This is a genomic window from Klebsiella sp. KE9456 (genome assembly GCF_043832615.1).
GTDB lineage: Bacteria > Pseudomonadota > Gammaproteobacteria > Enterobacterales > Enterobacteriaceae > Klebsiella > Klebsiella indica.
Genome location: NZ_JBDYQK010000023.1, coordinates 62776 through 83946, shown reverse-complemented (window position 1 = coordinate 83946; position 21171 = coordinate 62776). Strand labels below are relative to the sequence as shown.

Genomic DNA, 21171 nt, shown 5'->3' with positions numbered 1-21171 from the left:
ACAATGGAACAGGTTGTCATTGTCGATGCAATTCGCACCCCGATGGGCCGTTCAAAGGGCGGCGCATTTCGTAACGTGCGGGCAGAAGATCTCTCCGCACACTTAATGCGCAGTCTGCTGGCGCGTAATCCCGCGCTGGAAGCAACCGCTATCGACGACATTTACTGGGGCTGCGTGCAACAGACGCTGGAGCAGGGTTTTAACATCGCCCGCAACGCCGCGCTACTGGCTGAAATCCCCCACTCCGTTCCGGCGGTCACCGTTAACCGTCTGTGTGGTTCCTCCATGCAGGCGCTGCACGATGCCGCACGGATGATCATGACCGGCGACGCGCAGGCGTGCCTGATTGGCGGCGTGGAGCATATGGGTCATGTGCCAATGAGTCATGGCGTCGATTTCCATCCCGGCCTGAGCCGCAACGTCGCCAAAGCCGCCGGGATGATGGGGCTGACGGCAGAAATGCTTTCCCGTATGCACGGCATCAGCCGTGAAATGCAGGATGCGTTTGCCGCACGTTCACACGCCCGCGCCTGGGCCGCCACGCAGTCCGGCGCATTTAAAAACGAGATCATCCCGACCGGCGGTCATGACGCCGACGGCGTGCTGAAGCAGTTTAGCTACGACGAAGTCATCCGCCCGGAGACCACCGTCGAAGCGCTGTCGACTCTGCGCCCCGCGTTTGATCCGGTCAGCGGCACCGTGACCGCAGGCACTTCTTCCGCCCTCTCCGATGGCGCAGCCGCCATGCTGGTAATGAGCGAAAGCCGTGCGCATGAACTGGGTCTGCAACCACGCGCCCGCATTCGTTCAATGGCGGTTGTCGGTTGTGATCCCTCAATTATGGGTTACGGCCCGGTTCCGGCATCAAAACTGGCGCTGAAAAAAGCAGGGATTGCCGCCAGCGATATCGATTTGTTTGAAATGAACGAAGCGTTTGCCGCGCAGATCCTGCCGTGTATAAAAGATCTGGGACTGATGGAGCAGATTGACGAGAAGATCAACCTCAACGGCGGCGCGATCGCACTGGGCCACCCGCTGGGTTGTTCCGGGGCGCGCATCAGCACCACGCTGTTGAATCTGATGGAGCGCAAAGACGCCCAGTTTGGCCTGGCGACGATGTGTATCGGATTAGGTCAGGGTATCGCGACAGTATTTGAGCGAGTTTAATCATAGCGCGTTATTTATTGCAGGCCGGGCAAGCGAAGCGCCCCCGGCGACCATGCCGGATGACGACGCTCAGGCGTCTTATCCGGCCTACAACGCAAATGCCACTCTATACCCTAAATTATTCGAGTTGCAGGAAGGCGGCGACGCAGTGAATCCCCGGGAGCGTACTCCAGTACGTGACTGGGGTGAACGAGGAAAGCCAACGCACATGCAACTTGAAGTATGACGGGTATATAACAATGTAGTTGCCGTTCTTCCCGCCTGTCAGGGGATCACCGCAGCATCCGGGCGAAAACCCGGATGCGCTGATATCGACAATCAGATAAAGGCAAACGCATCGCCAAACAGGCGATCTTCCTGCGCGTTGCGCTCATTGCAGAACAGGTCGCGCGCGATTTTCGCCATCTCAAAACGACCGGCAATATAGATATCATGCTCCGCCAGCGTACCGTAATCCTGCAAGACTGCGGTTAATACCGTCCCAGAGCGGCCTCGCCAGCCTTCTTCCGGCTGTTCAACCACCGGCTCAACGCGCAAATTAGGGTGTTTAACGGAAAGCGCTTCCAGCTCAACGAGATCGTAGAGATGCTTCTCTTCCCGTCCCCCCCAGTAAATAGCAATATCGCGGTTGGGATTACGCGCCAGCGCGGTGAGCAAAATCGAACGCACATATGAGAAGCCCGTTCCGCCAGCGATCAAAATCAATGGACGATCCTCATCGTCGCGCAGCCAGGCTTCGCCATGCGGCATATCAACCACGATTTCACGCTCTTTCAGGATACGATCCATCACCGCCATCGCATACAGGTTAAGTTCAGATGCACCGATATGCAGTTCGATAAACTCATGTTCCGCAGGCGTAGAAGCCATCGAGAATGGGCGCTTATCGCGCTCATCCATCACCACCATCAGATACTGGCCCGCACGGAAGGAAAACGCCGCTTCCGGCACTAATCGAACACGATACACGGTATCGGTAATCGCCTCCACCGAGGTCACTTTACAGCTTAAGGTTGTCATGCTTTCCCTCTATCGGGTCTATTGTGCAAAACAGCGGCGTAGCCCCGCTTCCTGTTATTTTAAGATGGCCAGTTCATCCCAGATGGCGTCAACGCGCGCCGTCACTTCAGGATCTTTCTTAATGGGATGCCCCCACTCGCGCTGGGTTTCACCAGGCCATTTATTTGTGGCATCCAGCCCCATTTTTGAACCCAAACCGGAGACCGGTGAGGCAAAATCCAGATAATCAATTGGCGTGTTTTCTACCAGAACCGTATCACGTGCCGGATCCATGCGAGTAGTTATTGCCCAAATCACGTCATTCCAGTCACGGGCATTCACATCGTCATCACAGACGATGACGAACTTGGTGTACATAAACTGGCGCAGGAACGACCAGACGCCCATCATTACACGTTTCGCATGACCCGCGTATTGCTTCTTCATCGTGACGACCGCCAGGCGATAGGAACACCCTTCTGGCGGCAGATAAAAATCAACAATTTCAGGGAACTGCTTTTGCAGAATCGGCACAAACACTTCATTCAGCGCCACCCCCAGTACCGCCGGTTCATCAGGCGGCCGTCCGGTGTAGGTCGAATGGTAAATAGCATCTTCACGCTGGGTTATGTGCGTCACGGTAAAGACCGGGAAATTATCCACTTCATTGTAATAGCCGGTATGGTCGCCATACGGGCCTTCCGCCGCCATTTCCCCGGCCTCAATATACCCTTCCAGCACGATCTCCGCGCTGGCGGGCACGTCAAGATCGTTAGAGATGCATTTCACCACTTCGGTTTTCGTTCCGCGCAGGAGGCCAGCAAACGCATACTCGGAAAGGGTGTCAGGAACAGGCGTCACCGCGCCAAGTATCGTTGCCGGATCGGCACCCAGCGCCACAGAAACCGGGAAACGTTCACCAGGATGCGCCGCGCACCATTCCTGAAAATCCAGTGCGCCACCGCGATGAGATAGCCAGCGCATAATCAGTTTATTTTTGCCAATCAGTTGCTGACGATAAATCCCCAAATTTTGCCGCTCTTTATGCGGACCACGGGTTACCGTCAGTCCCCATGTGATGAGCGGCGCGGCATCTTCCGGCCAGCAGGTCATGATTGGGATACGCGTCAGATCTACGGCATCGCCCTGAATGATTTTCTGTTGACATGGCGCCCCGCGCAAACGCTTAGTCGGCATATTCAGCACTTGCCTGAATTGCGGCATTTTATCAAACAGATCGCGGAACCCCTTTGGCGGCTCCGGCTCTTTAAGAAACGCCAGAAGTTTACCCACTTCACGCAGCGAACTCACATCCTCCTGCCCCATACCCAGCGCCACACGCCGTGGCGTGCCAAAAAGGTTGCACAGCACCGGCATCGAATACCCCTTAGGGTTTTCAAACAGCAAAGCCGGGCCACCCGCGCGCAAAGTGCGATCGGCAATTTCGGTAATCTCCAGGTGGGGATCGATTGGCAGGGAAATCCGTTTCAATTCCCCCTGCTGCTCCAGTAATGTCAGAAATTCGCGTAGATCGTGGTATTTCATGGCGTTGTTATTGGCCTCTGTACAGGCGACTGATTATACGGTGTTCGCCGGAGCGATGCTGCACTTTTGTTAAATTAGCGTGAAAGTACGCTGATATTTAGTTTTCATCCGCAATGATTTCGCGATCGCCCGGGCTTTTGCTATGCTTGCTGCCAGTAGAATGGAAAGAGTCATTATGCAAGCCTGGTATTTACTTTATTGCAAACGTGGGCAGCTTGAACGCGCCCAGGAACATCTTGAACGGCAGGCTGTCAATTGCCTGATGCCCATGATCGAACTGGAAAAAATCATCCGCGGTAAACGCACGATGGTCAGCGAGCCCCTGTTCCCAAACTATCTGTTTATCGAGTTCGATCCGGAAGTGATTCATACCACTACCATCAGCGCGACTCGTGGTGTAAACAGCTTTGTACGTTTTGGCGCATTGCCTGCCATCGTGCCGTCCACTGTCATTCACCAGCTTTCCATTTACAAACCGGAAGGCATTACCGACCCGGAAACGCCGTATGAAGGCGACAACGTGCTGATTACTGACGGCGCATTTGAGGGCTTACAGGCAATCTTTACCGAACCGGATGGTGAATCTCGTTCTATGCTGCTGTTGAACCTGCTGAACAAACAGGTACTGCAGAGCGTCAAAAATACGGATTTTTATAAAATCTGACACCGTTTCGTTTATTTAAAAGCGCACGCCAAAAAGTCTTCTGGCGTTAGCATCGGTCATCTCTTCCAGCCACCGGGCTTCCTCCCCGCGCCATCCCGCGATACTGGTCAGAATATGCGGCAGGTATGCGGGTTCATTGCGGCGGGAAGAGGGCTTTGGCCGCATATCCCGCGGCAACAGATACGGCGCATCGGTCTCAATCAGCAAACGCGCTGCCGGAATGTCGGCCAGTAATTCTCGCAGTTCCAGCCCCCGACGCTCGTCGCACACCCAACCGGTAATACCAATAAATAAACCGCGATCCACGCATTCACGCATCTCTTCGCGGCTGCCGGTAAAACAGTGCAGTACCGTGCCAGGAAGTTTCTCAAGCCAGGGGGTTAATAGCGCCAGAAAGCGCTCGTGCGCATCGCGACAGTGCAAAAATACCGGCATCGACAACTCAGCCGCCAGCGCCAGCTGGGCGCTAAATGCCGCTTCCTGCTCGCGGGGCGTCGAAAAGTTTCGGTTGAAATCCAGTCCACACTCACCAACAGCAACGACTTCCGGTTCATGGGCCAGCGCAAAAACCGACGCCGCAATCGACTCCGTCCAGGTGCTGCTGTCGTGGGGATGAACACCGGCAGTTGACCAACATCCGGAATAACGGCGCGCCATCTGCTGAGCCTGTTCACTTTCATGCAGATTGGTTCCCGTTAGCAGCATACCGGTAACGCCTGCCGCCCGGGCGCGAGAAACAACCTCATCGCGGTCGCGTGAAAACTGCGGGCTGGTCAAATTTACGCCGATATCAAACATCATTACCCTTATATGACAACCGCCCTGACGGGCGGCTGGTCTTTATTCTTCTTTGCCCTGCGCCTCTTCGGCGGCGGCATCTTCATCACGCGTCAGGCGTTTACCGGTATAGAAGCGCGCACAGAAGACCCCGACTTCAAACAGACAGTACATCGGAATCGCCAGCAGGGTTTGCGAGAACACATCCGGCGGCGTCAGCAGCATTCCGATGACGAACGCCCCGACCAGTACGTAGGGCCTTTTTTTACGCAAGTCCTCCGGCGTGGTTACCCCCATCCAGCACAGCAGCACAATCGCCACAGGCACCTCGAACGAGACGCCAAAGGCGATAAATAGCGCCATAACAAAATCGAGATAGCTACGGATATCGGTAGAAACTTGTACGCCTTGCGGTGCCGCGTGGGTCAGAAAACCAAATGCCAGCGGGAAAACAACGAAATAGGCAAAGGCCATGCCGATGTAGAATAGCAGCGTACTGGAGATGAGAAGCGGCATCACCAGCCGACGCTCATGCTTATACAGCGCTGGAGCAACAAAGGCCCAGACCTGATACAGAATGACCGGTACCGACAAAATTATCGACACCATAAAGGTCAGTTTGATCGGGGTGAAGAAGGGCGAGGCAACGTCAGTCGCGATCATTGTCGCCCCAACCGGCATCTGCCGAATCAGCGGCGCGGAAACCAGTTGATAGATATCGTTGGCAAAATAAACCAGTGCCAGAAAAATCACCAGTATGGCAAGAATGCTGTTGATCAAGCGCTTGCGCAGCTCAATCAGATGCGTAATTAGCGGTTGAGTATCGTCTACGCCCATTTTTACTGTTTATCACTCGATGCTGGGGAGGAGGTGTCGGAAACTGGCACAGTCACTTTTTCTTTCGCCGGCGGGAATTCAGTCCCAGAGACGAGAGGCTCTGCCGCAACGTTTTCAGGGGCATGCTCCGGCGCGCTGGCCTGATGTTCAGCCGTAGCCGGCGTCACGTCCTTGCGCAGCGTTTCGCTCGCCTTCACTACCGGGTTATGGATAGTGTTGGCTTCGTCGCTGGCTTTTTCAGGATCGTGGACAGAATAGGAGCGCTTCATAGATTCCGCTGCTTCACGCAGCTCATCCATAGACGCTTTCAGCTCGGGCGTCAGGTTATCCAGGCTGGCCTTTTCCACTTTCTTCAGGCTTTCCTGAAACTCCTGCAGTTTTAATTCCTGGGTTATCTCATTCTGTACAGTTGCCGCCAGAGACCGCAGTGTACGAATCCAGCTGGCGACCTTTTTTACCGCGACAGGAAGTCGCTGTGGCCCCAAAACGATGAGGCCAATCACGAATACCAGCAGTAATTCACTAAAACCGATATCGAACACGAATTACACCTGCTCTTTGTCGTGGCGTTTAGTTTCATCTTTCCTGGCATCATCCGGTTTATCGGCAAGGGTTTTCGCCGTGAAGTCTGCATCAGGCGCTGATTTTTCGGACTTATCATCGTCGCTCATGGCCTTTTTAAAGCCTTTAATCGACGCGCCTAAATCCGAGCCGAGCGAACTCAGTTTTTTTGTCCCAAAAAGCAGGACTACGATGACGACAACGATGAGTAACTGCCAAATACTGATCCCACCCATACACATTCCTCAATGACAAATGATGAATTATTAGGACGCAATATACACGTTATGCGTAATGATAAAGGAGACAGCCGTCATTTCGTCTTTCGCCAGCCAATAAGCCAGGTTACAACGCCAGCGGCCATCAGCCAGGCTGGCATCATGCCCCACTCAGGACGGTAGATGAATAACAGCGTACCACTGAGTAATAAAACAGCGCCTATACCAAACAGATAACGGGACTGCCCCTGGCGCACGTGTCGCCCCTGGAGGTCGCGCGCAATGGCATCGACGCTATTCTGCAACTGCTTGCTTTGCTGCAGGCTCTGGTACACCAGCTCAGGTATTTCCGGCATTCTCTCAATCCAGAACGGCGCCTTTTCTTTAAACGCGCGAACCAGAGCCGGAATGCCAACCTGCTCTTTAATCCACGACTCAAGGAACGGCTTCGCCGTTTTCCACAAGTCTAACTGAGGATAGAGCTGGCGGCCTACCCCTTCTACGTAAAGTAATGTCTTCTGTAACAGCACCAGCTGCGGCTGCACTTCCATATTGAAGCGTCGGGCCGTGTTAAACAGGTTCAACAACACATGACCGAACGAGATTTCCGCCAACGGTTTTTCAAAAATTGGCTCGCAGACGGTACGGATAGCGAACTCAAACTCTTCAACATTGGTATCCGGAGGAACCCAGCCGGAATCAACGTGCAGTTCAGCAACCTTACGATAATCGCGGTTGAAGAAGGCAATGAAATTTTCTGCCAGATAACGCTTATCTTCTTTGTTCAGCGAACCAACAATACCACAGTCAATACCAATGTACTGCGGGTTTTCCGGATGACTACGGCTGACAAAAATATTACCCGGATGCATATCGGCATGGAAGAAGCTGTCGCGGAAAACCTGAGTGAAGAAAACCTGTACCCCGCGCTCAGCCAGCAGCTTCATGTTAGTACCCTGTGCCTCCAGAGCGGCGACATCGGAAACCGGGATCCCGTAAATCCGCTCCATGACCATCATGCCCTCGCTACAGTAGTCGGAATAGACTTCCGGAACATAAAGCATCGGGCTATCTTCAAAATTACGACGAAGTTGAATAGCGTTCGCCGATTCCCGAAGCAGGTTGAGTTCATCAAGCAGCGTTTTTTCGTATTCGCGAACCACTTCCTGCGGGCGAAGGCGGCGACCGTCGGGCAACAGATGGGGTACCCAGCGGGCGAGGCGGTAGATGAGCTTCATATCTGCCTTGATAACCGGCACGATATCCGGGCGGATTACCTTAATCACAACCTCTTTCCCGTTTTCTTTCAGACGGGCGGTATGGACCTGGGCAATAGAGGCAGAAGCAAGCGGTTCGATGGAAAAATCATCAAACCAGGCGTCAATCGGTAACCCCCCCATCGCTTGCTCAATCTGCTTTTTAGCCTGATGACCGTCAAACGGCGCGACGCGATCCTGCAGCATCGCCAACTGATCGGCGATATGTGGCGGGAACAGGTCGCGACGAGTCGAGAGCATCTGGCCAAACTTAATCCACACCGGCCCCAGTTCTTGTAGCGCAAGGCGTAAACGCTCGCCAAGAGGTTTATCTTTATGGCGGTTTGGCATCCAGAACAACATCCGCCGCCAGATTCGCAACGGCAGCGTGATTCGCATTTTGGGGATGAGCTCATCAAGCCCGTAGCTCAAAAAAGTGTGGATGATGAAATACAGTCGCCGTAATTCTCCTGGCGTCATTTGCCCTCCAGCGTTTCCAGCCGTTTTTCCAGCACGGCCAGCTCTCGTTCTACCGCATCGCTTTCCTCAGCAAACCAGGCCAGTTCCAGCGGGCCCGGCGCCAGGCGCCACTCTTCGGTAATCGCCTCTGCAATATAGTGCTGCTGGCGTTGAACGCCATGAAGAAAAAAACGAGCGCCGCCGCGGAAGACTTTACTAAAGCCTTCGGCAACAACATCGCCCGTGTACGGCGCCAGCAGTTCAGCCGGGTCAAACTCTGCCAGATCGCACAGCATGATAGTATTCTGTACAACCTGCAGGTCGCCCTGCACTTCAAGATCGCCGCTACGAATCAATGACGTGAGCTGCTGGCGGTTGCGCAGTTGCGGGAGAACGCTAAAACGCGTCATTACGGTACAGTCAGACTCACCTTCCCATGCCCCCAGCACATCCACCTGGCGTTCGCTAAAAACCAACACAATAGGATCGGAAAGTTCTTGTAGCTCAACGCGCAACACTTTCCCCAACAGGCGCTGGCGGGCGGGTTTAAGCGCCCTGTCGCGCCAAAGAAAGGTATTGAGAACCGTCTCCAGGCCGGCGGTAACCAGTGGTTTGAAAGGCATAGCGTCCCCCTGTCAGAACTTATAACCGCGGTGCAGCGCAACGATACCTGCCGTCAGGTTGTAATAATCGACGCTTTCAAAACCTGCGTCCTGCATCATGGCTTTCAGGGTGTCCTGATCGGGGTGCATTCGGATAGATTCAGCAAGATAACGATAGCTTTCAGCATCTTTAGCGACCAATTCCCCCACTCGCGGCAGTATATGGAAAGAGTAGGCGTCATAGGCCTTGCTAAGCGGCTCAATAATCGGTTTCGAGAATTCCAGCACCAGCAGGCGACCGCCCGGTTTCAGCACACGATACATGGATCGCAGCGCTTTTTCTTTATCGGTGACATTACGCAGGCCAAATGAAATGGTAATGCAATCAAAAGTATTGTCCGCAAAAGGAAGCGCTTCCGCGTTAGCCTGGACATATTCGACATTGCCGACGATGCCAGTATTACGCAGCTTCTCACGGCCCATTTTCAGCATAGAGTCGTTGATATCCGCCAGCATTACACGGCCGTTTTCGCCGACCAGACGCGAGAATTTCGCCGTCAGATCGCCCGTACCACCGGCCAGATCCAGCACCGTTTGCCCTCGACGCACGCCGCTGCAGTCGATGGCGAAACGCTTCCACAAACGATGAATACCGAACGACATCAGATCGTTCATCACATCATATTTTGCGGCGACAGAATGAAATACATGCGCAACCATGTCAGCTTTCTGTTCTTTGGCAACTGTCTGAAAGCCAAAATGGGTCGTTTCTTGTGAATCCTCAACCATCTCAATGCCTGCTTGCTTATTAAGAAAATGTACGTTGAGTGTAACAGGTTTAGCGCACTTCCCATACGCTTCAACGTGTCTGAGCGCGCTTCTCATGCCTTGCCGCAGCAGCAGATTCTGATGAACATTCATTATCTTCCGGTGAGTTAGCATCGCCTGTAAGGCGATATTTATCATCCTGTGCTGTCGCCTGTTCAACTAACTCCGGATTAATTCCACGCTTGATCTCCACGCCAAGACCACGGAATGATTCCGCCTGAACCAGCAAGTTGCCGCGCCCGGATGCGAGTTTTTTCATTGCCTGGCGGTAATTTTCCTGAGCTCTATCCAGGCTCTGGCCGATAGCTGACATATCATCGATAAATAAGCGCATTTTGTCATACAGACGCCCCGCCCTTTCAGCAATTTTCTGCGCGTTACGGCTCTGATGCTCATAGCGCCAGAGATTAGCGATGGTACGCAATGCCACCAGCAGCGTCGTCGGGCTCACTAGCATAATATTGTTCTTCAACGCTTCGCTAATCAGCTCCGGTTGACGATCGATTGCCAGCAGGAAGGCGGGCTCTACAGGGATAAACATCAGAACATAGTCGAGCGAGCGCAGCCCTGGCAGTTGCTGATAGTCTTTACGGCCCAGCAGGCGCATATGGTTACGCACCGAGGCAATATGCTCCTGCAGCGCCGCCTCACGACTGTAATCATCTTCAGCATTGAAGTAACGCTCGTAGGCCACCAGCGTCATCTTGGCATCAATAACCACATCTTTTCCCTGCGGCAGACGGACAATAACATCCGGCTGCATTCGTGCGCGGTTGTCCGTTTCGATACTCACCTGGGTTTGATATTCATGTCCTTCCCGCAGCCCTGATGCTTCCAGTACGCGGGTCAACACCACCTCGCCCCAGTTGCCCTGGGTTTTGTTATCGCCCTTCAGCGCGCGGGTCAGGTTTAGCGCTTCCTGGGCCATTTGCGCATTTAGCTGCTGAAGATTGCGGATTTCATGCGCCAGGGTGTGGCGCTCCCGCGCTTCCTGGCCAAAGCTATCCTGCACCTGGCGACGGAAGCCATCCAGTTGCTCGCGTAACGGCGTCAATAAGCTGTGCAAGCTCTGGCGATTCTGCTCATCAACGCGTCGATTACTGTGCTCAAATATGCGGTTTGCCAGATTTTCAAACTGTTCGCTAAGCCGCTGCTCGCTGTTAACCATCTGGCGGATTTTATCTTCCGCATGCAGTTGTGTGGATTCAAGGCGGGTTGTCACTTCACGAAGATCGGCCTCCAGCGAGGTGTTGATATCACGCAGGCTGCGCAGCTCATTATTCAGCAACGCGCACTCTTCTCGCCAGTGGGACTCTTGCGCCAGTTGCTGACGGGCCGCGCTCAGCTCAATATCCAGCTCGCGCCGCTCTTCTGTCAGATCGGCACGAATTTGATCGGCGTGCGCTTTCGTTGCCAGCCAGCCCACGATAATCCCCACGGCCAGCGCCACAACAGCACTAATAAGAATCGAGATATCCACAACGCCCCCTGCGGCAACCACATACAGCACAAAATAGAATTGTGCTGTACAAATGTCCAGTTGGGAAGGGTTTTCCTGAGAAGTTCTATGTAAAAGGCAGGGCCAGAACATCCAGCCCTGAGTAGAAAAGAGAAAATTACAGCAGGCGGCGCGCCGCTTCCACGACGATTTTCACCGCATCGCTTTCGGTTTGCTGCATGGTCTCTGCGTTCGGAATTTCCTGCTGGGTACGGTTTACGATAACTCCGGCAACCATCCCGGCACGCAGACCCTGGCTGGCACACATGGTCAGCAGGGTGGCGGATTCCATTTCATAGTTCATCACGCCCATCGCCTGCCACTCTTCCATTGAGCCTTTAAAACGGCTCACGACGCGCCCAGAGAAGGTATCGTAACGTTCCTGTCCCGGATAGAAGGTATCAGAGGAAGCCGTTACGCCAATATGCGTTGTCGCACCAACGGATTTCGCCGCTTCAACCAACGCGGTGGTGCATTCAAAATCAGCCACCGCCGGGAACTCCATAGGCGCAAAGTGCAGACTGGCGCCGTCCAGGCGAACGGAAGCGGTAGTCACCAGCACATCGCCGACATTAATGTGCGGCTGAATCGCGCCGGTAGTACCGATACGCAGAAAAGTACGGATGCCCAGTTGAGCCAGTTCTTCCACGGCAATAGAGGTCGATGGGCCGCCGATACCGGTAGAGCAGACAATCACCGCTTTACCCTCCAGCTCAGCCCGCCAGGTGGTGAATTCACGATGAGATGCCAGTTTAACTGGCTTATCCATCAGCGCGGCGATCTTTTCCACACGCTCAGGATCGCCAGGGACGATAGCCAGCGTAGCCCCTTGTAAATCATTTTTGGTGAGCCCGAGATGAAAGACATCAGACCTGGACATAAAAAACTCCTCTGTGGGTAGAATTATCAGCAGAAGCAAAACGGTACTTTACAGAAGCTACTGGTTCATTTTTGTGACCCTTATCACTATGAATTAAACTCATTGCAATAATTTTCCACGAAATAGTGATAAACATCACATTAACAAACTGAATCACAGAACCCTGAACAAAAGATAGCCGGTTTCGGGCACTGTGTTTGGCTAACGTCCTGTCCAGAGCAGCTATAGTTATTGATGCGCTAATACATTAAGGGTACGGAGAATGCCATGACGACAACCAAGCAAACCGGCTTTGCGCCTGCAGCCACGCCGCATGCCTCTACCGCTGTGCACACATCAGATGAGAACATCGTCTTCGGGGAGACATCTATCCCTTCCCAGGGGGATAACATGCCCGCATTCCATGCCCGTCCGGACAAGGTCGAAGGCCCACTGCCCGTCGTTATCGTTGTGCAGGAAATTTTCGGCGTGCACGAACATATTCGTGATATTTGCCGCCGTCTGGCGAAGGAGGGATATCTGGCTATCGCGCCAGAGCTGTACTTCCGCCAGGGCGATCCCAATGATTTTAGCGACATCCCTTCGCTATTCCAGGGACTCGTCCAAAAGGTACCGGACTCTCAAGTGCTGGCCGACCTCGATCACGTCGCCAGTTGGGCTTCCCGCAACGGTGGCGACGCCCATCGCCTGCTCATTACCGGCTTCTGCTGGGGCGGACGCATCACCTGGCTGTACGCCGCGCATAATCCGCAGCTCAAAGCCGCCGTTGCCTGGTACGGTAAACTGATTGGCGAGAAGTCGCTTAACTCGCCGAGGCATCCGGTAGATATCGCCGTTGATCTGAACGCCCCGGTGTTAGGGCTCTACGGCGCGAAAGATGACAGCATCCCGCAGGACACGGTAGAAACCATGCGTCAGGCGCTACGGGCCGCCAATGCCACGGCGGAAATCGTCGTGTATCCGCAGGCAGGTCATGCCTTTAACGCCGATTATCGCGCCAGCTACCATGAAGAGTCGGCGAAAGAGGGCTGGCAGCGAATGCTGGCATGGTTCGCGCAATATAGCGGGAAGCGCAGTTAACGATTAGCGATTGCCGATATGGCGGCTCACCATTCCGGCAATAGTCCCGTCCGCTATCCATAAAGAAAGACAGCGGCACACCCACTCATAGTGCTGCGGAGCGTTGCGCGGCACGCAAATGGCCTGACGTATCTGACTGAAATTGTCGGGCAAAATGCGAAACTGGGGATGGTCTCGCACGGCGCTTTCCAGCGGCTGGCGAATACCGGCCGCCATATCGCCTTCGCCAGCAATAAATGCGCGGATAGCATCCTGGGACGTGGCGTACTGGTGCAACGTCGCATGTTTTAATGTGCGGCTCAGATACAGCGCATAGGCCGCGCCTTTGCCGACGTTAATCACCACGCCTTCGCGATCCCTCTCCTGTACCGACTGTATCGTACTGCCGTTTTTAACGATTAATGAGCTTTCAATCGTGACGTAGGGAGGTGTAAAGCAGAGCCTGTCCTCCCGGGCCGGATCGATGGCGAGAAAGGCGATATCCCACTCCCCTTTCAACGCCACATCGACCACCTGTCCGGCCGTCGGCCAGGTAATAAACCGCGCTTCGCGCTGGCACTCTGCCGCCAGCATTTTCGCCAGTTCAACGGTTATCCCGCCCGGAGAACCATCCGGTAACACTGTCGCCAGAACCGGGTTACCCAGGTTAATGGCAAACCGCAAATCCCCTTCTTGCTCGTCGAGTTCACGCATCATTCACCTCCGGACAGTTAGCAGCAGATGCTTAACTGTAGTCAAAGCGCTTACCTCTGAGCAAACGACGTTGACGACCTGCCATTACCCCGGTTACGGAGTGATGGAATGCTTCCGGGGAAGCGTTTGCGTCAGATCGGGGTAGCGAGCATCTGTGGTCAACGCCTTGAGGACGGGCGTACCCGGATGCCGCTTAGTTACGCCTGGCGCAGATTCTGCGCGGCTTTAACCATGTTCGCTAACGCGGCGCGGGTTTCCGGCCAGCCGCGGGTTTTCAGGCCGCAGTCCGGGTTCACCCACAGGCGCTCTGCCGGGATTCGCTGCGCGGCTTTCTTCAGCAGCGCTTCAATCCATTCCACGCTCGGCACGTTCGGCGAGTGAATATCGTAAACCCCCGGCCCGATTTCGTTCGGGTAGTCGAACGCTTCAAACGACTCCAGCAGTTCCATGTCAGAACGCGAGGTTTCGATGGTGATGACATCCGCATCCAGCGCGGCGATGGAATCCATGATGTCGTTAAACTCGCAATAACACATATGAGTGTGGATCTGCGTCTCATCCCGCGCTACGGCGGCATTGATACGGAAAGCCTCCACGCCCCACGCCAGATAGGCATCCCAGTCGCTGCGCTTCAGCGGCAGCCCTTCACGCAGCGCCGGTTCGTCAATCTGGATGATACCGATGCCGGCCGCTTCCAGGTCCGCCACTTCGTCACGCAGCGCCAGCGCGATCTGCTTAGCAATGGTTTCGCGAGTCACGTCTTCACGCGGGAAAGACCAGCAGAGAATCGTTACCGGACCGGTCAACATGCCTTTTACCGGCTTGTCGGTCAGCGACTGGGCATATTTCGCCCACTCAACGGTAATCGCCTCCGGACGGCTGATGTCGCCAATTACTACCGGAGGTTTTACGCAGCGGGAACCGTAGCTCTGCACCCAGCCATTCTGGGTGAAAATAAAACCATCCAAGTGTTCACCAAAGTATTCCACCATATCGTTACGCTCGGCTTCACCGTGCACCAGTACATCCAGGCCCAGGCGCTCCTGCTCAATAATCGCCTGCTTGATATGCTCAGCAATGCCGGTACGGTAGCGGTTCGCGTCAAGATTGCCCTTTTTGAAGTCCAGACGCAGGCTGCGGATCTCGGTGGTCTGCGGGAAAGAACCGATGGTGGTGGTCGGCCAGGCCGGAAGCTTAAAGCGCGCCCGTTGCGCGGCAGCGCGGACTTCATAGCCATTCGCTCGCTGGCTGTCCTGAGCGGAGATCGCCGCCAGCCGTTTTTCTACCGCAGGATTATGCACGCGGGTTGAATGGCGACGAGCCTGGATCGGCGCGCTCCATTCGGCGATTGCAGTCGTATCGCCACTGTTCAGGGCATCCCGCAGCAGAGCCAGCTCGACGCATTTTTGCAGGGCGAAGGCAAACCAGCTCTTCACTTCCGCATCAAGGCGCGTTTCCACGCTCAGGTCGATCGGGCTGTGCAGCAGCGAACAGGAAGAGGCCACCCACAGTTCACGTTTGCCGACGATATCTTTAATTTGCGCATATTTCTCGGTGAGATCGGCGCGCCAGACATTGCGGCCGTTAATCAGGCCCGCAGAGAGCAGCCAGTCAGCAGGCAGACGTTTATGCAGTTCTGCGACATCATCTTTGCCGTGTACCAGATCCACGTGCAGCCCCTGTACCGGCAGTGCGGTGATAGTGTCGAGATTGTCGGTAATGCCTTCAAAGTAGGTGGTCAACAGCAGTTTAACCTGGCCGCTGAGCGCTTCGTAAGCCGGTTTAAAGGCATCCAGCCACGCCTGCGGCAGTTCCAGCACCAGCGCCGGTTCATCGATCTGTACCCACTCAATGCCGCGTTTCGCCAGCTCAGACAGCACCAGCTGGTAGACCGGAAGGATATCGTTCAGCAGGCTCAGGCGATCGAACTGTTCGCCTTTGACTTTACCCAGCCACAGATACGTCACCGGACCCAGCAGAACCGGTTTCACCTTATGGCCGAGCGCCAGCGCCTCGTCCACTTCATCCAGTAGCTGGGTCCAGGCCAGTTTGAATTGCTGCCCCTTGACGAACTCCGGAACCATGTAGTGATAGTTAGTGTTAAACCATTTGGTCATTTCCGCCGCCGCAGCCGGTTCACCGGTCGGCGCGCGGCCACGGCCAATGCGGAACAGGGTATCGATATCGACGGAGCCGTCTTTGTTCTGATGACGAGCCGGCACATTGCCAAGCCACAGGCTGGTGGTCAGAACATGGTCGTACCAGGCGAAATCGCCCACCGGCAGCAGGTCAATGCCCGCCTGCTTCTGCTGTTCCCAGTGGCGGGCGCGCAGTTCACGGCCAACAGCCAGCAGCTCTTCGCGGCTGATGTTCCCCGACCAGTAGCTCTCTTGCGCTTTTTTCAGCTCACGACGCAGACCAACGCGAGGGAAACCGAGGGTATGATTAATAATTGTCATTTTTATAACCTCATAATGTGCAAATCCTAAGGATTTTAAATTCAGAGAAGGCGGCAAGTTTGCTTATCCCCGGGAGCTTACATAAGTAAGTGACCGGGATGAGGAAACGTAGCCAACGCACGATTAATTTAAAAGACGACGGATTTTTTAGACGTCCAGATGTTTACACATCCATAATTGGCGGTTACTGTATATTCCTCAAGCGCAAATTATTCATGCCGAAGTGAAGGACTTTCATGATCGAGATTAAACACCTGAAAACGCTCCAGGCGTTGCGGAACAGCGGTTCTTTGGCAGGTGCCGCAATGGCCCTACATCAGACCCAATCCGCCTTGTCCCACCAGTTCAGCGATCTGGAACAGCGCCTTGGCTTCCGTCTTTTTGTGCGTAAAAGCCAGCCGCTGCGTTTTACGCCGCAAGGCGAGATTCTGCTGCAGCTGGCAAATCAGGTGCTGCCACAAATCAGTCGCGCCCTGCAGGATTGCAATGAACCGCAGCAAACCCGTCTGCGTATCGCCATTGAATGCCATAGCTGCATTCAGTGGCTCACCCCCGCGCTGGAGAATTTCCGTGCCCGCTGGTCGCATGTGGAAGTGGATTTCCAGTCCGGCGTCACCTTCGACCCGCAGCCCGGTCTGCAGCAGGGCGAGCTGGATCTGGTGATGACATCCGATATCCTGCCGCGCAGCGGTCTGCACTATTCGCCGATGTTTGATTACGAAGTGCGCCTGGTGATGGCGCCGGATCACCCGCTGGCAACCAGAACGCGCATCGCGCCTGAAGATTTAGCAACGGAGATACTGCTGATTTATCCGGTGCAGCGCGGGCGCCTGGATATCTGGCGTCACTTCCTGCAACCTGCCGGGATCAGCCCGCAGTTAAAGAGCGTCGATAATACGCTGCTGTTAATTCAAATGGTTGCCGCACGGATGGGGATTGCCGCCCTGCCGCACTGGGTAGTGGAGAGTTTTGAACGCCAGGGTCTGGTGGTAACCAAAACCCTGGGCGAAGGATTGTGGAGTCGACTGTACGCCGCGGTTCGCGATGGCGAGCAGCGCCAGCCGGTCACTGAGGCGTTTATTCGCTCAGCACGGAACCACGCTTGCGACCACCTGCCGTTTGTGCGGAGTGCGGAGCGACCCAGCGGCGATGGACCCACAGCGAGGCAAGGATCACCAGAGCCCCAATAATAAAGCTCGGCCAGCGGGGTTGCTCTTGCCAGATGGCAAGGTTCACCAGCAGTCCGGCTGGCACATGCATATTGTTCATGATGCCGAGCGTACCGGCGTCCACCTGGGTGGCGCCGTAGTTCCACATAAAATAGCCAATTCCCGATGCCGCCACGCCAAGAAATACCAGAATTCCCCACTGAAGCGACGTTTCCGGCATTTTCTGCGTATTACCCAGCAGAGACCAGGCAATAGCCGCCACCAGAAACGCCCCGACGTAGAACCAGGCAAAAGCGTTATGCTGCGGCATAGGGCGCGTTTCCATCATCCGCTTATAGCCAACCATCCCGATAGCGAAGCTGATGTTGGAGAGTTGCACCAGTATCAAACCGGTCCAGAAATGGTTGGTCACCTGGTCATAACGGATAATTCCGGCGCCGATAACCGCCAGTAACGCGCTACAGGCATAGCCCCAGCGCAGACGACGTCGGCTCATGAGATCGTAAATCAGCGTGATGTAGAGCGGTGTCAGGACGGTAAACAGCAGAAGTTCAGAAACCGTCAGGTAAAGATAGGCCTGGAAACTCAGCATATACATGATGCCGAGCTGCATCGCGCCCACCAGCATATACAGGCCGATGGTTGCCAGGCTCTGCCCACGGGTGCGCAGGAAAGGCAAAAACACCAGAGCGGCCAGGCCAACCCGCGCCAGCACCGCAAAATAGCTATCGACATGGCCAGCCAGGTATTCGCCATACAGGCTAAAAGAGAAAGCCCACAGGATAGTGGTGATAATCAGTAGCGCCACAATAAATGTCTCGTAGAGTAAAGAACATTCATTGTAGCGGAGTGAACGGTTGACAACTGTTCACTTACCGAGCAATCGTCAATCTTTTTTAGTCGAGATACAGTTTACGCAAATAGTGAGGGACGGCGTCATCGGCGTTACTGCCAATCACCTCCAGTTCAGGGTGCAGATCTTTCAGACGCTGGTGGGCGTCAGCCATGATGCAGCCTTTACCCGCCATCGACAGCATTTCCGCATCGTTCATGCCGTCGCCGAAGGCGATGCACTCTTTGAGGCTATAACCGAGCATTTTCGCCACCGCTTCCAGCGCATGCCCCTTCGACACCCCGCCCGCCATCACTTCAAGGCAGGTTACGGTAGAAAAACTGACGTTGACGCGATCGCCCCAGCGGGCGTTGATCGCCTGCTCCAGCGGCAACAAATGCTCGTGCTTGTCGCAGGTAAAAAAGACCTTACTGATCCCTTCAGGGTCCAGCTCGCCCGGCGCATATAGCTTATAACTGAACACCGCTTCTTTGAAGAAACGCATCTCTTCCGGACGATGGCGGTTCATATACCACTCATCATCACGATACACGTTGGTCACAATCGCCGGATCGCTACGCATCATCTCAAACAGATCGGTGGCGATATCGCGGTCAAGGTTGTGGGCAAATATCTGCTTCCCTTCGCTATCGTGCACACGCGCGCCGTTAGAGGTGATCATGTAGGATTTAATGCCGAGATTATCGCGAATTTGCCCGACATCGATGTAATGACGGCCAGTCGCAAACACAAAGTTGATGCCGCGGGCGGTAAGCAGCTTTAGCGTCTCTTTGGCGTAGGGCGTTAAGCGGTGATCGGGGGAAAGCAGCGTGCCATCTAAGTCAGACGCAACAACCTGGTACATAAAAATTTTAACCTCTAAGCAGGGCGACTAGCGTTTCGCCGGATTAATGATGTCGACCAAAAAAATCGACGATAGCATTCAGCGCGACTGAGCGCATGGCGTCCTTTTCAAAAAGGATCTCATGGTATGCCCCGTGTATGACAAATGGTTTATTTCCTTCACAAGGGTGACCGCCAGCGGTGCGGAGTGCACAGTAACGATCGTGCATTCGATTATCGACCACCCGATCGTCCTCCGCCTGGAGCAACAGCGTGGGCGTGACGTCTTTTTCCGCACCGGCCAGTACCTCTTCGCCAGCGAGAATCCCCTCACGCACCCAGTGAAACGTCGGCCCGCCGACCCGCAACTGTGGTTCATCGGCATAAAAACGCAGGTTGCGGCGATAGCGTTGACGGCTATGCGTCAATACATTGACCGCAAAAGGCAACGCCCGCCAGCGACCGGTTCCGATGGCGTATTCTTCACGAATGCGCTGATGGCCCTCAGCCCAATCCAGAATATGGCGCACCATCCATTCAGGTAAACGTATGACAATGCCGAACATCGGCGCGCAGAGCGCCATCGCATCACAATGCTGCCGGTAACGCTGTAAAAATAACGTCGCGATAGCTCCGCCCATTGAATGGGCCAGTATAAAACGTTTCCGCCAACGTCCGGGAACCACTTCCTGCTGCCAGAAGGCGGCAAGATCCTCAACATAATCACTGAAATTAACAACGTGCCCGCGATGGGTATCGGAAAGCATCCGTCCGGAACGCCCCTGACCACGATGATCGATAATCATCACATCAAAGCCGCTGAGGAAGAGATCGTAAGCCAGTTCGGCATACTTCACATAACTTTCAATGCGACCCGGGCAGATAACAACAACCCGGTCATGATGTTGAGCGCAGAAACGAACAAAGCGTACCGGGACATTATCCACTCCCGTAAATTCCGCCTCTTCCCGCTGATGCCAGAAATCGGTCAACGGCCCCATAGTAAAGGCCGCAAACGCGTTTTCTCGTGTTTCCCAGTCCTTTTGCTGCAAAAACATCGGGTTTACACCCCTGATAACCGCTGAAAATCGTTTTTTTATCGTGTATCACACAATGCTCACACAATAGCGTATTGTGGCATAAAAACAGACAATCAGGGAGTTTCTCATGACGTTCGAGTGGTGGTTTGCCTATCTGCTGACATCAATTATTCTCAGCCTGTCGCCGGGGTCCGGGGCGATAAATACGATGACCACCTCAATCAACCATGGCTACCGCGGCACGGCGGCATCTATCGCCGGACTACAGACCGGGCTGGGCATCCATATCGTACTGGTCGGCGTCGGCCTGGGGACGCTGTTTTCGCGTTCCGTACTGGCTTTCGAAATCCTCAAATGGGCGGGCGCCGCCTATCTTATCTGGCTCGGTATTCAGCAGTGGCGGGCTGCGGGCGCTATCAACCTGAATACCCTGGCAAAAGTGCAAACCCGCGGGAAGTTGTTTAAACGGGCGATATTCGTGAACCTGACCAACCCAAAAAGTATTGTGTTCCTCGCGGCGCTGTTCCCGCAGTTTATCGTGCCACACCAGCCCCAGATGATGCAGTACCTGATACTTGGCGTTACCACCATCGTGGTCGATATCATCGTGATGATTGGCTACGCGACGCTGGCGCAACGCATCGCCGCATGGATCAAAGGGCCGAAGCAGATGAAAGCGCTGAATAAGGTATTCGGTTCGCTATTTATGCTGGTTGGTGCGCTGCTGGCCTCCGCCCGTCACGCCTGAGAAGCGGCTGGAGGAA

Annotated in this window: 21 protein-coding genes; 5 read left to right on the top strand and 16 right to left on the bottom strand. The window is 54.6% G+C overall.

Features of this window, described 5'->3' with window-relative positions:
* The first annotated feature begins 3 nt into the window (after positions 1-3).
* A complete protein-coding gene (gene fadA / locus ABK821_RS20710; RefSeq protein ID WP_343178630.1) occupies positions 4-1167 on the top strand; it encodes an acetyl-CoA C-acyltransferase FadA in 1164 nt (387 codons plus the stop codon).
* Between the two features lie 318 nt (positions 1168-1485).
* Here the strand turns inward: fadA and fre are convergent, their stop codons facing one another.
* The gene (fre, locus tag ABK821_RS20705; RefSeq protein WP_138362121.1) at positions 1486-2187 is read right to left on the bottom strand and encodes an NAD(P)H-flavin reductase; all 702 of its coding nucleotides are present in this window, start codon (positions 2185-2187) and stop codon (positions 1486-1488) included.
* A gap of 54 nt (positions 2188-2241) precedes the next feature.
* A complete protein-coding gene (ubiD, locus tag ABK821_RS20700; RefSeq protein WP_138362120.1) occupies positions 2242-3711 on the bottom strand; it encodes a 4-hydroxy-3-polyprenylbenzoate decarboxylase in 1470 nt (489 codons plus the stop codon).
* A gap of 175 nt (positions 3712-3886) precedes the next feature.
* On the opposite strand from ubiD, the gene rfaH reads away from it, so the two are divergent.
* Complete coding sequence (gene rfaH, locus ABK821_RS20695; RefSeq protein WP_138362119.1) at positions 3887-4375, top strand: transcription/translation regulatory transformer protein RfaH; 489 nt, start codon at positions 3887-3889, stop codon at positions 4373-4375.
* Between the two features lie 15 nt (positions 4376-4390).
* Here the strand turns inward: rfaH and tatD are convergent, their stop codons facing one another.
* The 9 genes from tatD to udp form a co-directional block, all read right to left on the bottom strand.
* Positions 4391-5185, bottom strand: a complete 795-nt coding sequence (tatD, locus tag ABK821_RS20690) for a 3'-5' ssDNA/RNA exonuclease TatD (RefSeq protein ID WP_343178644.1) — start codon at positions 5183-5185, stop codon at positions 4391-4393.
* Positions 5186-5215: 30 nt separating this feature from the next.
* On the bottom strand, positions 5216-5989 hold the full coding sequence (gene tatC / locus ABK821_RS20685; protein ID WP_138362118.1) for a Sec-independent protein translocase subunit TatC: 774 nt from the start codon (positions 5987-5989) through the stop codon (positions 5216-5218).
* 2 nt (positions 5990-5991) lie between these two features.
* Entirely contained in the window at positions 5992-6531 is a 540-nt protein-coding gene (gene tatB / locus ABK821_RS20680) for a Sec-independent protein translocase protein TatB (protein ID WP_343178631.1), read from the bottom strand.
* Between the two features lie 3 nt (positions 6532-6534).
* Positions 6535-6786, bottom strand: a complete 252-nt coding sequence (gene tatA / locus ABK821_RS20675; protein WP_138362116.1) for a Sec-independent protein translocase subunit TatA — start codon at positions 6784-6786, stop codon at positions 6535-6537.
* A gap of 77 nt (positions 6787-6863) precedes the next feature.
* Positions 6864-8504 (bottom strand): ubiquinone biosynthesis regulatory protein kinase UbiB, encoded by a 1641-nt coding sequence (gene ubiB, locus ABK821_RS20670; protein ID WP_138362115.1) that lies wholly within the window; start codon positions 8502-8504, stop codon positions 6864-6866.
* Complete coding sequence (locus tag ABK821_RS20665; RefSeq protein WP_138362114.1) at positions 8501-9106, bottom strand: SCP2 domain-containing protein; 606 nt, start codon at positions 9104-9106, stop codon at positions 8501-8503. Before ABK821_RS20665 ends, ubiB begins: the two co-directional genes overlap by 4 nt.
* A 12-nt stretch (positions 9107-9118) precedes the next feature.
* Entirely contained in the window at positions 9119-9874 is a 756-nt protein-coding gene (ubiE, locus tag ABK821_RS20660; protein ID WP_138362113.1) for a bifunctional demethylmenaquinone methyltransferase/2-methoxy-6-polyprenyl-1,4-benzoquinol methylase UbiE, read from the bottom strand.
* Positions 9875-9944: 70 nt separating this feature from the next.
* Positions 9945-11393 carry a DNA recombination protein RmuC gene (gene rmuC / locus ABK821_RS20655; protein WP_138362112.1) on the bottom strand — a complete coding sequence of 483 codons (1449 nt, stop codon included), beginning with the start codon at positions 11391-11393 and terminating at the stop codon, positions 9945-9947.
* Positions 11394-11529: 136 nt separating this feature from the next.
* Positions 11530-12291 carry a uridine phosphorylase gene (gene udp, locus ABK821_RS20650; RefSeq protein WP_138362106.1) on the bottom strand — a complete coding sequence of 254 codons (762 nt, stop codon included), beginning with the start codon at positions 12289-12291 and terminating at the stop codon, positions 11530-11532.
* A 267-nt stretch (positions 12292-12558) separates the two neighbouring features.
* Between udp and ABK821_RS20645 the strand changes: the two genes are divergently transcribed.
* The gene (locus tag ABK821_RS20645; RefSeq protein ID WP_343178632.1) at positions 12559-13371 is read left to right on the top strand and encodes a dienelactone hydrolase family protein; all 813 of its coding nucleotides are present in this window, start codon (positions 12559-12561) and stop codon (positions 13369-13371) included.
* A gap of 3 nt (positions 13372-13374) precedes the next feature.
* On the opposite strand, the gene ABK821_RS20640 is transcribed toward ABK821_RS20645, so the two are convergent.
* Together ABK821_RS20640 and metE are read right to left on the bottom strand one after the other, a co-directional pair.
* Positions 13375-14067, bottom strand: a complete 693-nt coding sequence (locus ABK821_RS20640; RefSeq protein WP_395034100.1) for a transporter substrate-binding domain-containing protein — start codon at positions 14065-14067, stop codon at positions 13375-13377.
* 194 nt (positions 14068-14261) lie between these two features.
* Entirely contained in the window at positions 14262-16523 is a 2262-nt protein-coding gene (gene metE / locus ABK821_RS20635) for a 5-methyltetrahydropteroyltriglutamate--homocysteine S-methyltransferase (protein ID WP_343178633.1), read from the bottom strand.
* Positions 16524-16759: 236 nt separating this feature from the next.
* On the opposite strand from metE, the gene metR reads away from it, so the two are divergent.
* Positions 16760-17713, top strand: a complete 954-nt coding sequence (gene metR / locus ABK821_RS20630) for an HTH-type transcriptional regulator MetR (protein WP_138362103.1) — start codon at positions 16760-16762, stop codon at positions 17711-17713.
* Here the strand turns inward: metR and ABK821_RS20625 are convergent.
* The 3 genes from ABK821_RS20625 to pldB all read right to left on the bottom strand — a co-directional run bounded on the left by ABK821_RS20625 (position 17601) and on the right by pldB (position 20425).
* Positions 17601-18500: a carboxylate/amino acid/amine transporter gene (locus ABK821_RS20625; RefSeq protein ID WP_343178634.1), complete on the bottom strand. Its 900-nt coding sequence runs from the start codon at positions 18498-18500 to the stop codon at positions 17601-17603. The genes metR and ABK821_RS20625 overlap by 113 nt on opposite strands.
* An 88-nt stretch (positions 18501-18588) precedes the next feature.
* Complete coding sequence (yigL, locus tag ABK821_RS20620) at positions 18589-19389, bottom strand: sugar/pyridoxal phosphate phosphatase YigL (protein WP_138362101.1); 801 nt, start codon at positions 19387-19389, stop codon at positions 18589-18591.
* 43 nt (positions 19390-19432) lie between these two features.
* Positions 19433-20425, bottom strand: a complete 993-nt coding sequence (gene pldB, locus ABK821_RS20615; RefSeq protein ID WP_138362100.1) for a lysophospholipase L2 — start codon at positions 20423-20425, stop codon at positions 19433-19435.
* Positions 20426-20534: 109 nt separating this feature from the next.
* Between pldB and rhtB the strand changes: the two genes are divergently transcribed.
* Complete coding sequence (rhtB, locus tag ABK821_RS20610) at positions 20535-21155, top strand: homoserine/homoserine lactone efflux protein (RefSeq protein ID WP_138362099.1); 621 nt, start codon at positions 20535-20537, stop codon at positions 21153-21155.
* The last annotated feature ends 16 nt before the right edge of the window (positions 21156-21171 follow it).

Bases quoted from the DNA above. Each gene is read 5' to 3' on its own strand.
- metR (WP_138362103.1), top strand. From the start codon at position 16,760: ATGATCGAGATTAAACACCTGAAAACGCTCCAGGCGTTGCGGAACAGC.
- fre (WP_138362121.1), bottom strand. From the start codon at position 2,187: ATGACAACCTTAAGCTGTAAAGTGACCTCGGTGGAGGCGATTACCGAT.
- metE (WP_343178633.1), bottom strand. From the start codon at position 16,523: ATGACAATTATTAATCATACCCTCGGTTTCCCTCGCGTTGGTCTGCGT.
- ubiE (WP_138362113.1), bottom strand. From the start codon at position 9,874: ATGGTTGAGGATTCACAAGAAACGACCCATTTTGGCTTTCAGACAGTT.
- rhtB (WP_138362099.1), top strand. From the start codon at position 20,535: ATGACGTTCGAGTGGTGGTTTGCCTATCTGCTGACATCAATTATTCTC.
- ABK821_RS20645 (WP_343178632.1), top strand. From the start codon at position 12,559: ATGACGACAACCAAGCAAACCGGCTTTGCGCCTGCAGCCACGCCGCAT.
- tatC (WP_138362118.1), bottom strand. From the start codon at position 5,989: ATGGGCGTAGACGATACTCAACCGCTAATTACGCATCTGATTGAGCTG.
- ubiB (WP_138362115.1), bottom strand. From the start codon at position 8,504: ATGACGCCAGGAGAATTACGGCGACTGTATTTCATCATCCACACTTTT.
- rfaH (WP_138362119.1), top strand. From the start codon at position 3,887: ATGCAAGCCTGGTATTTACTTTATTGCAAACGTGGGCAGCTTGAACGC.
- ABK821_RS20665 (WP_138362114.1), bottom strand. From the start codon at position 9,106: ATGCCTTTCAAACCACTGGTTACCGCCGGCCTGGAGACGGTTCTCAAT.
- fadA (WP_343178630.1), top strand. From the start codon at position 4: ATGGAACAGGTTGTCATTGTCGATGCAATTCGCACCCCGATGGGCCGT.
- ABK821_RS20640 (WP_395034100.1), bottom strand. From the start codon at position 14,067: ATGATGCGTGAACTCGACGAGCAAGAAGGGGATTTGCGGTTTGCCATT.
- yigL (WP_138362101.1), bottom strand. From the start codon at position 19,389: ATGTACCAGGTTGTTGCGTCTGACTTAGATGGCACGCTGCTTTCCCCC.
- pldB (WP_138362100.1), bottom strand. From the start codon at position 20,425: ATGTTTTTGCAGCAAAAGGACTGGGAAACACGAGAAAACGCGTTTGCG.
- tatA (WP_138362116.1), bottom strand. From the start codon at position 6,786: ATGGGTGGGATCAGTATTTGGCAGTTACTCATCGTTGTCGTCATCGTA.
- ubiD (WP_138362120.1), bottom strand. From the start codon at position 3,711: ATGAAATACCACGATCTACGCGAATTTCTGACATTACTGGAGCAGCAG.
- udp (WP_138362106.1), bottom strand. From the start codon at position 12,291: ATGTCCAGGTCTGATGTCTTTCATCTCGGGCTCACCAAAAATGATTTA.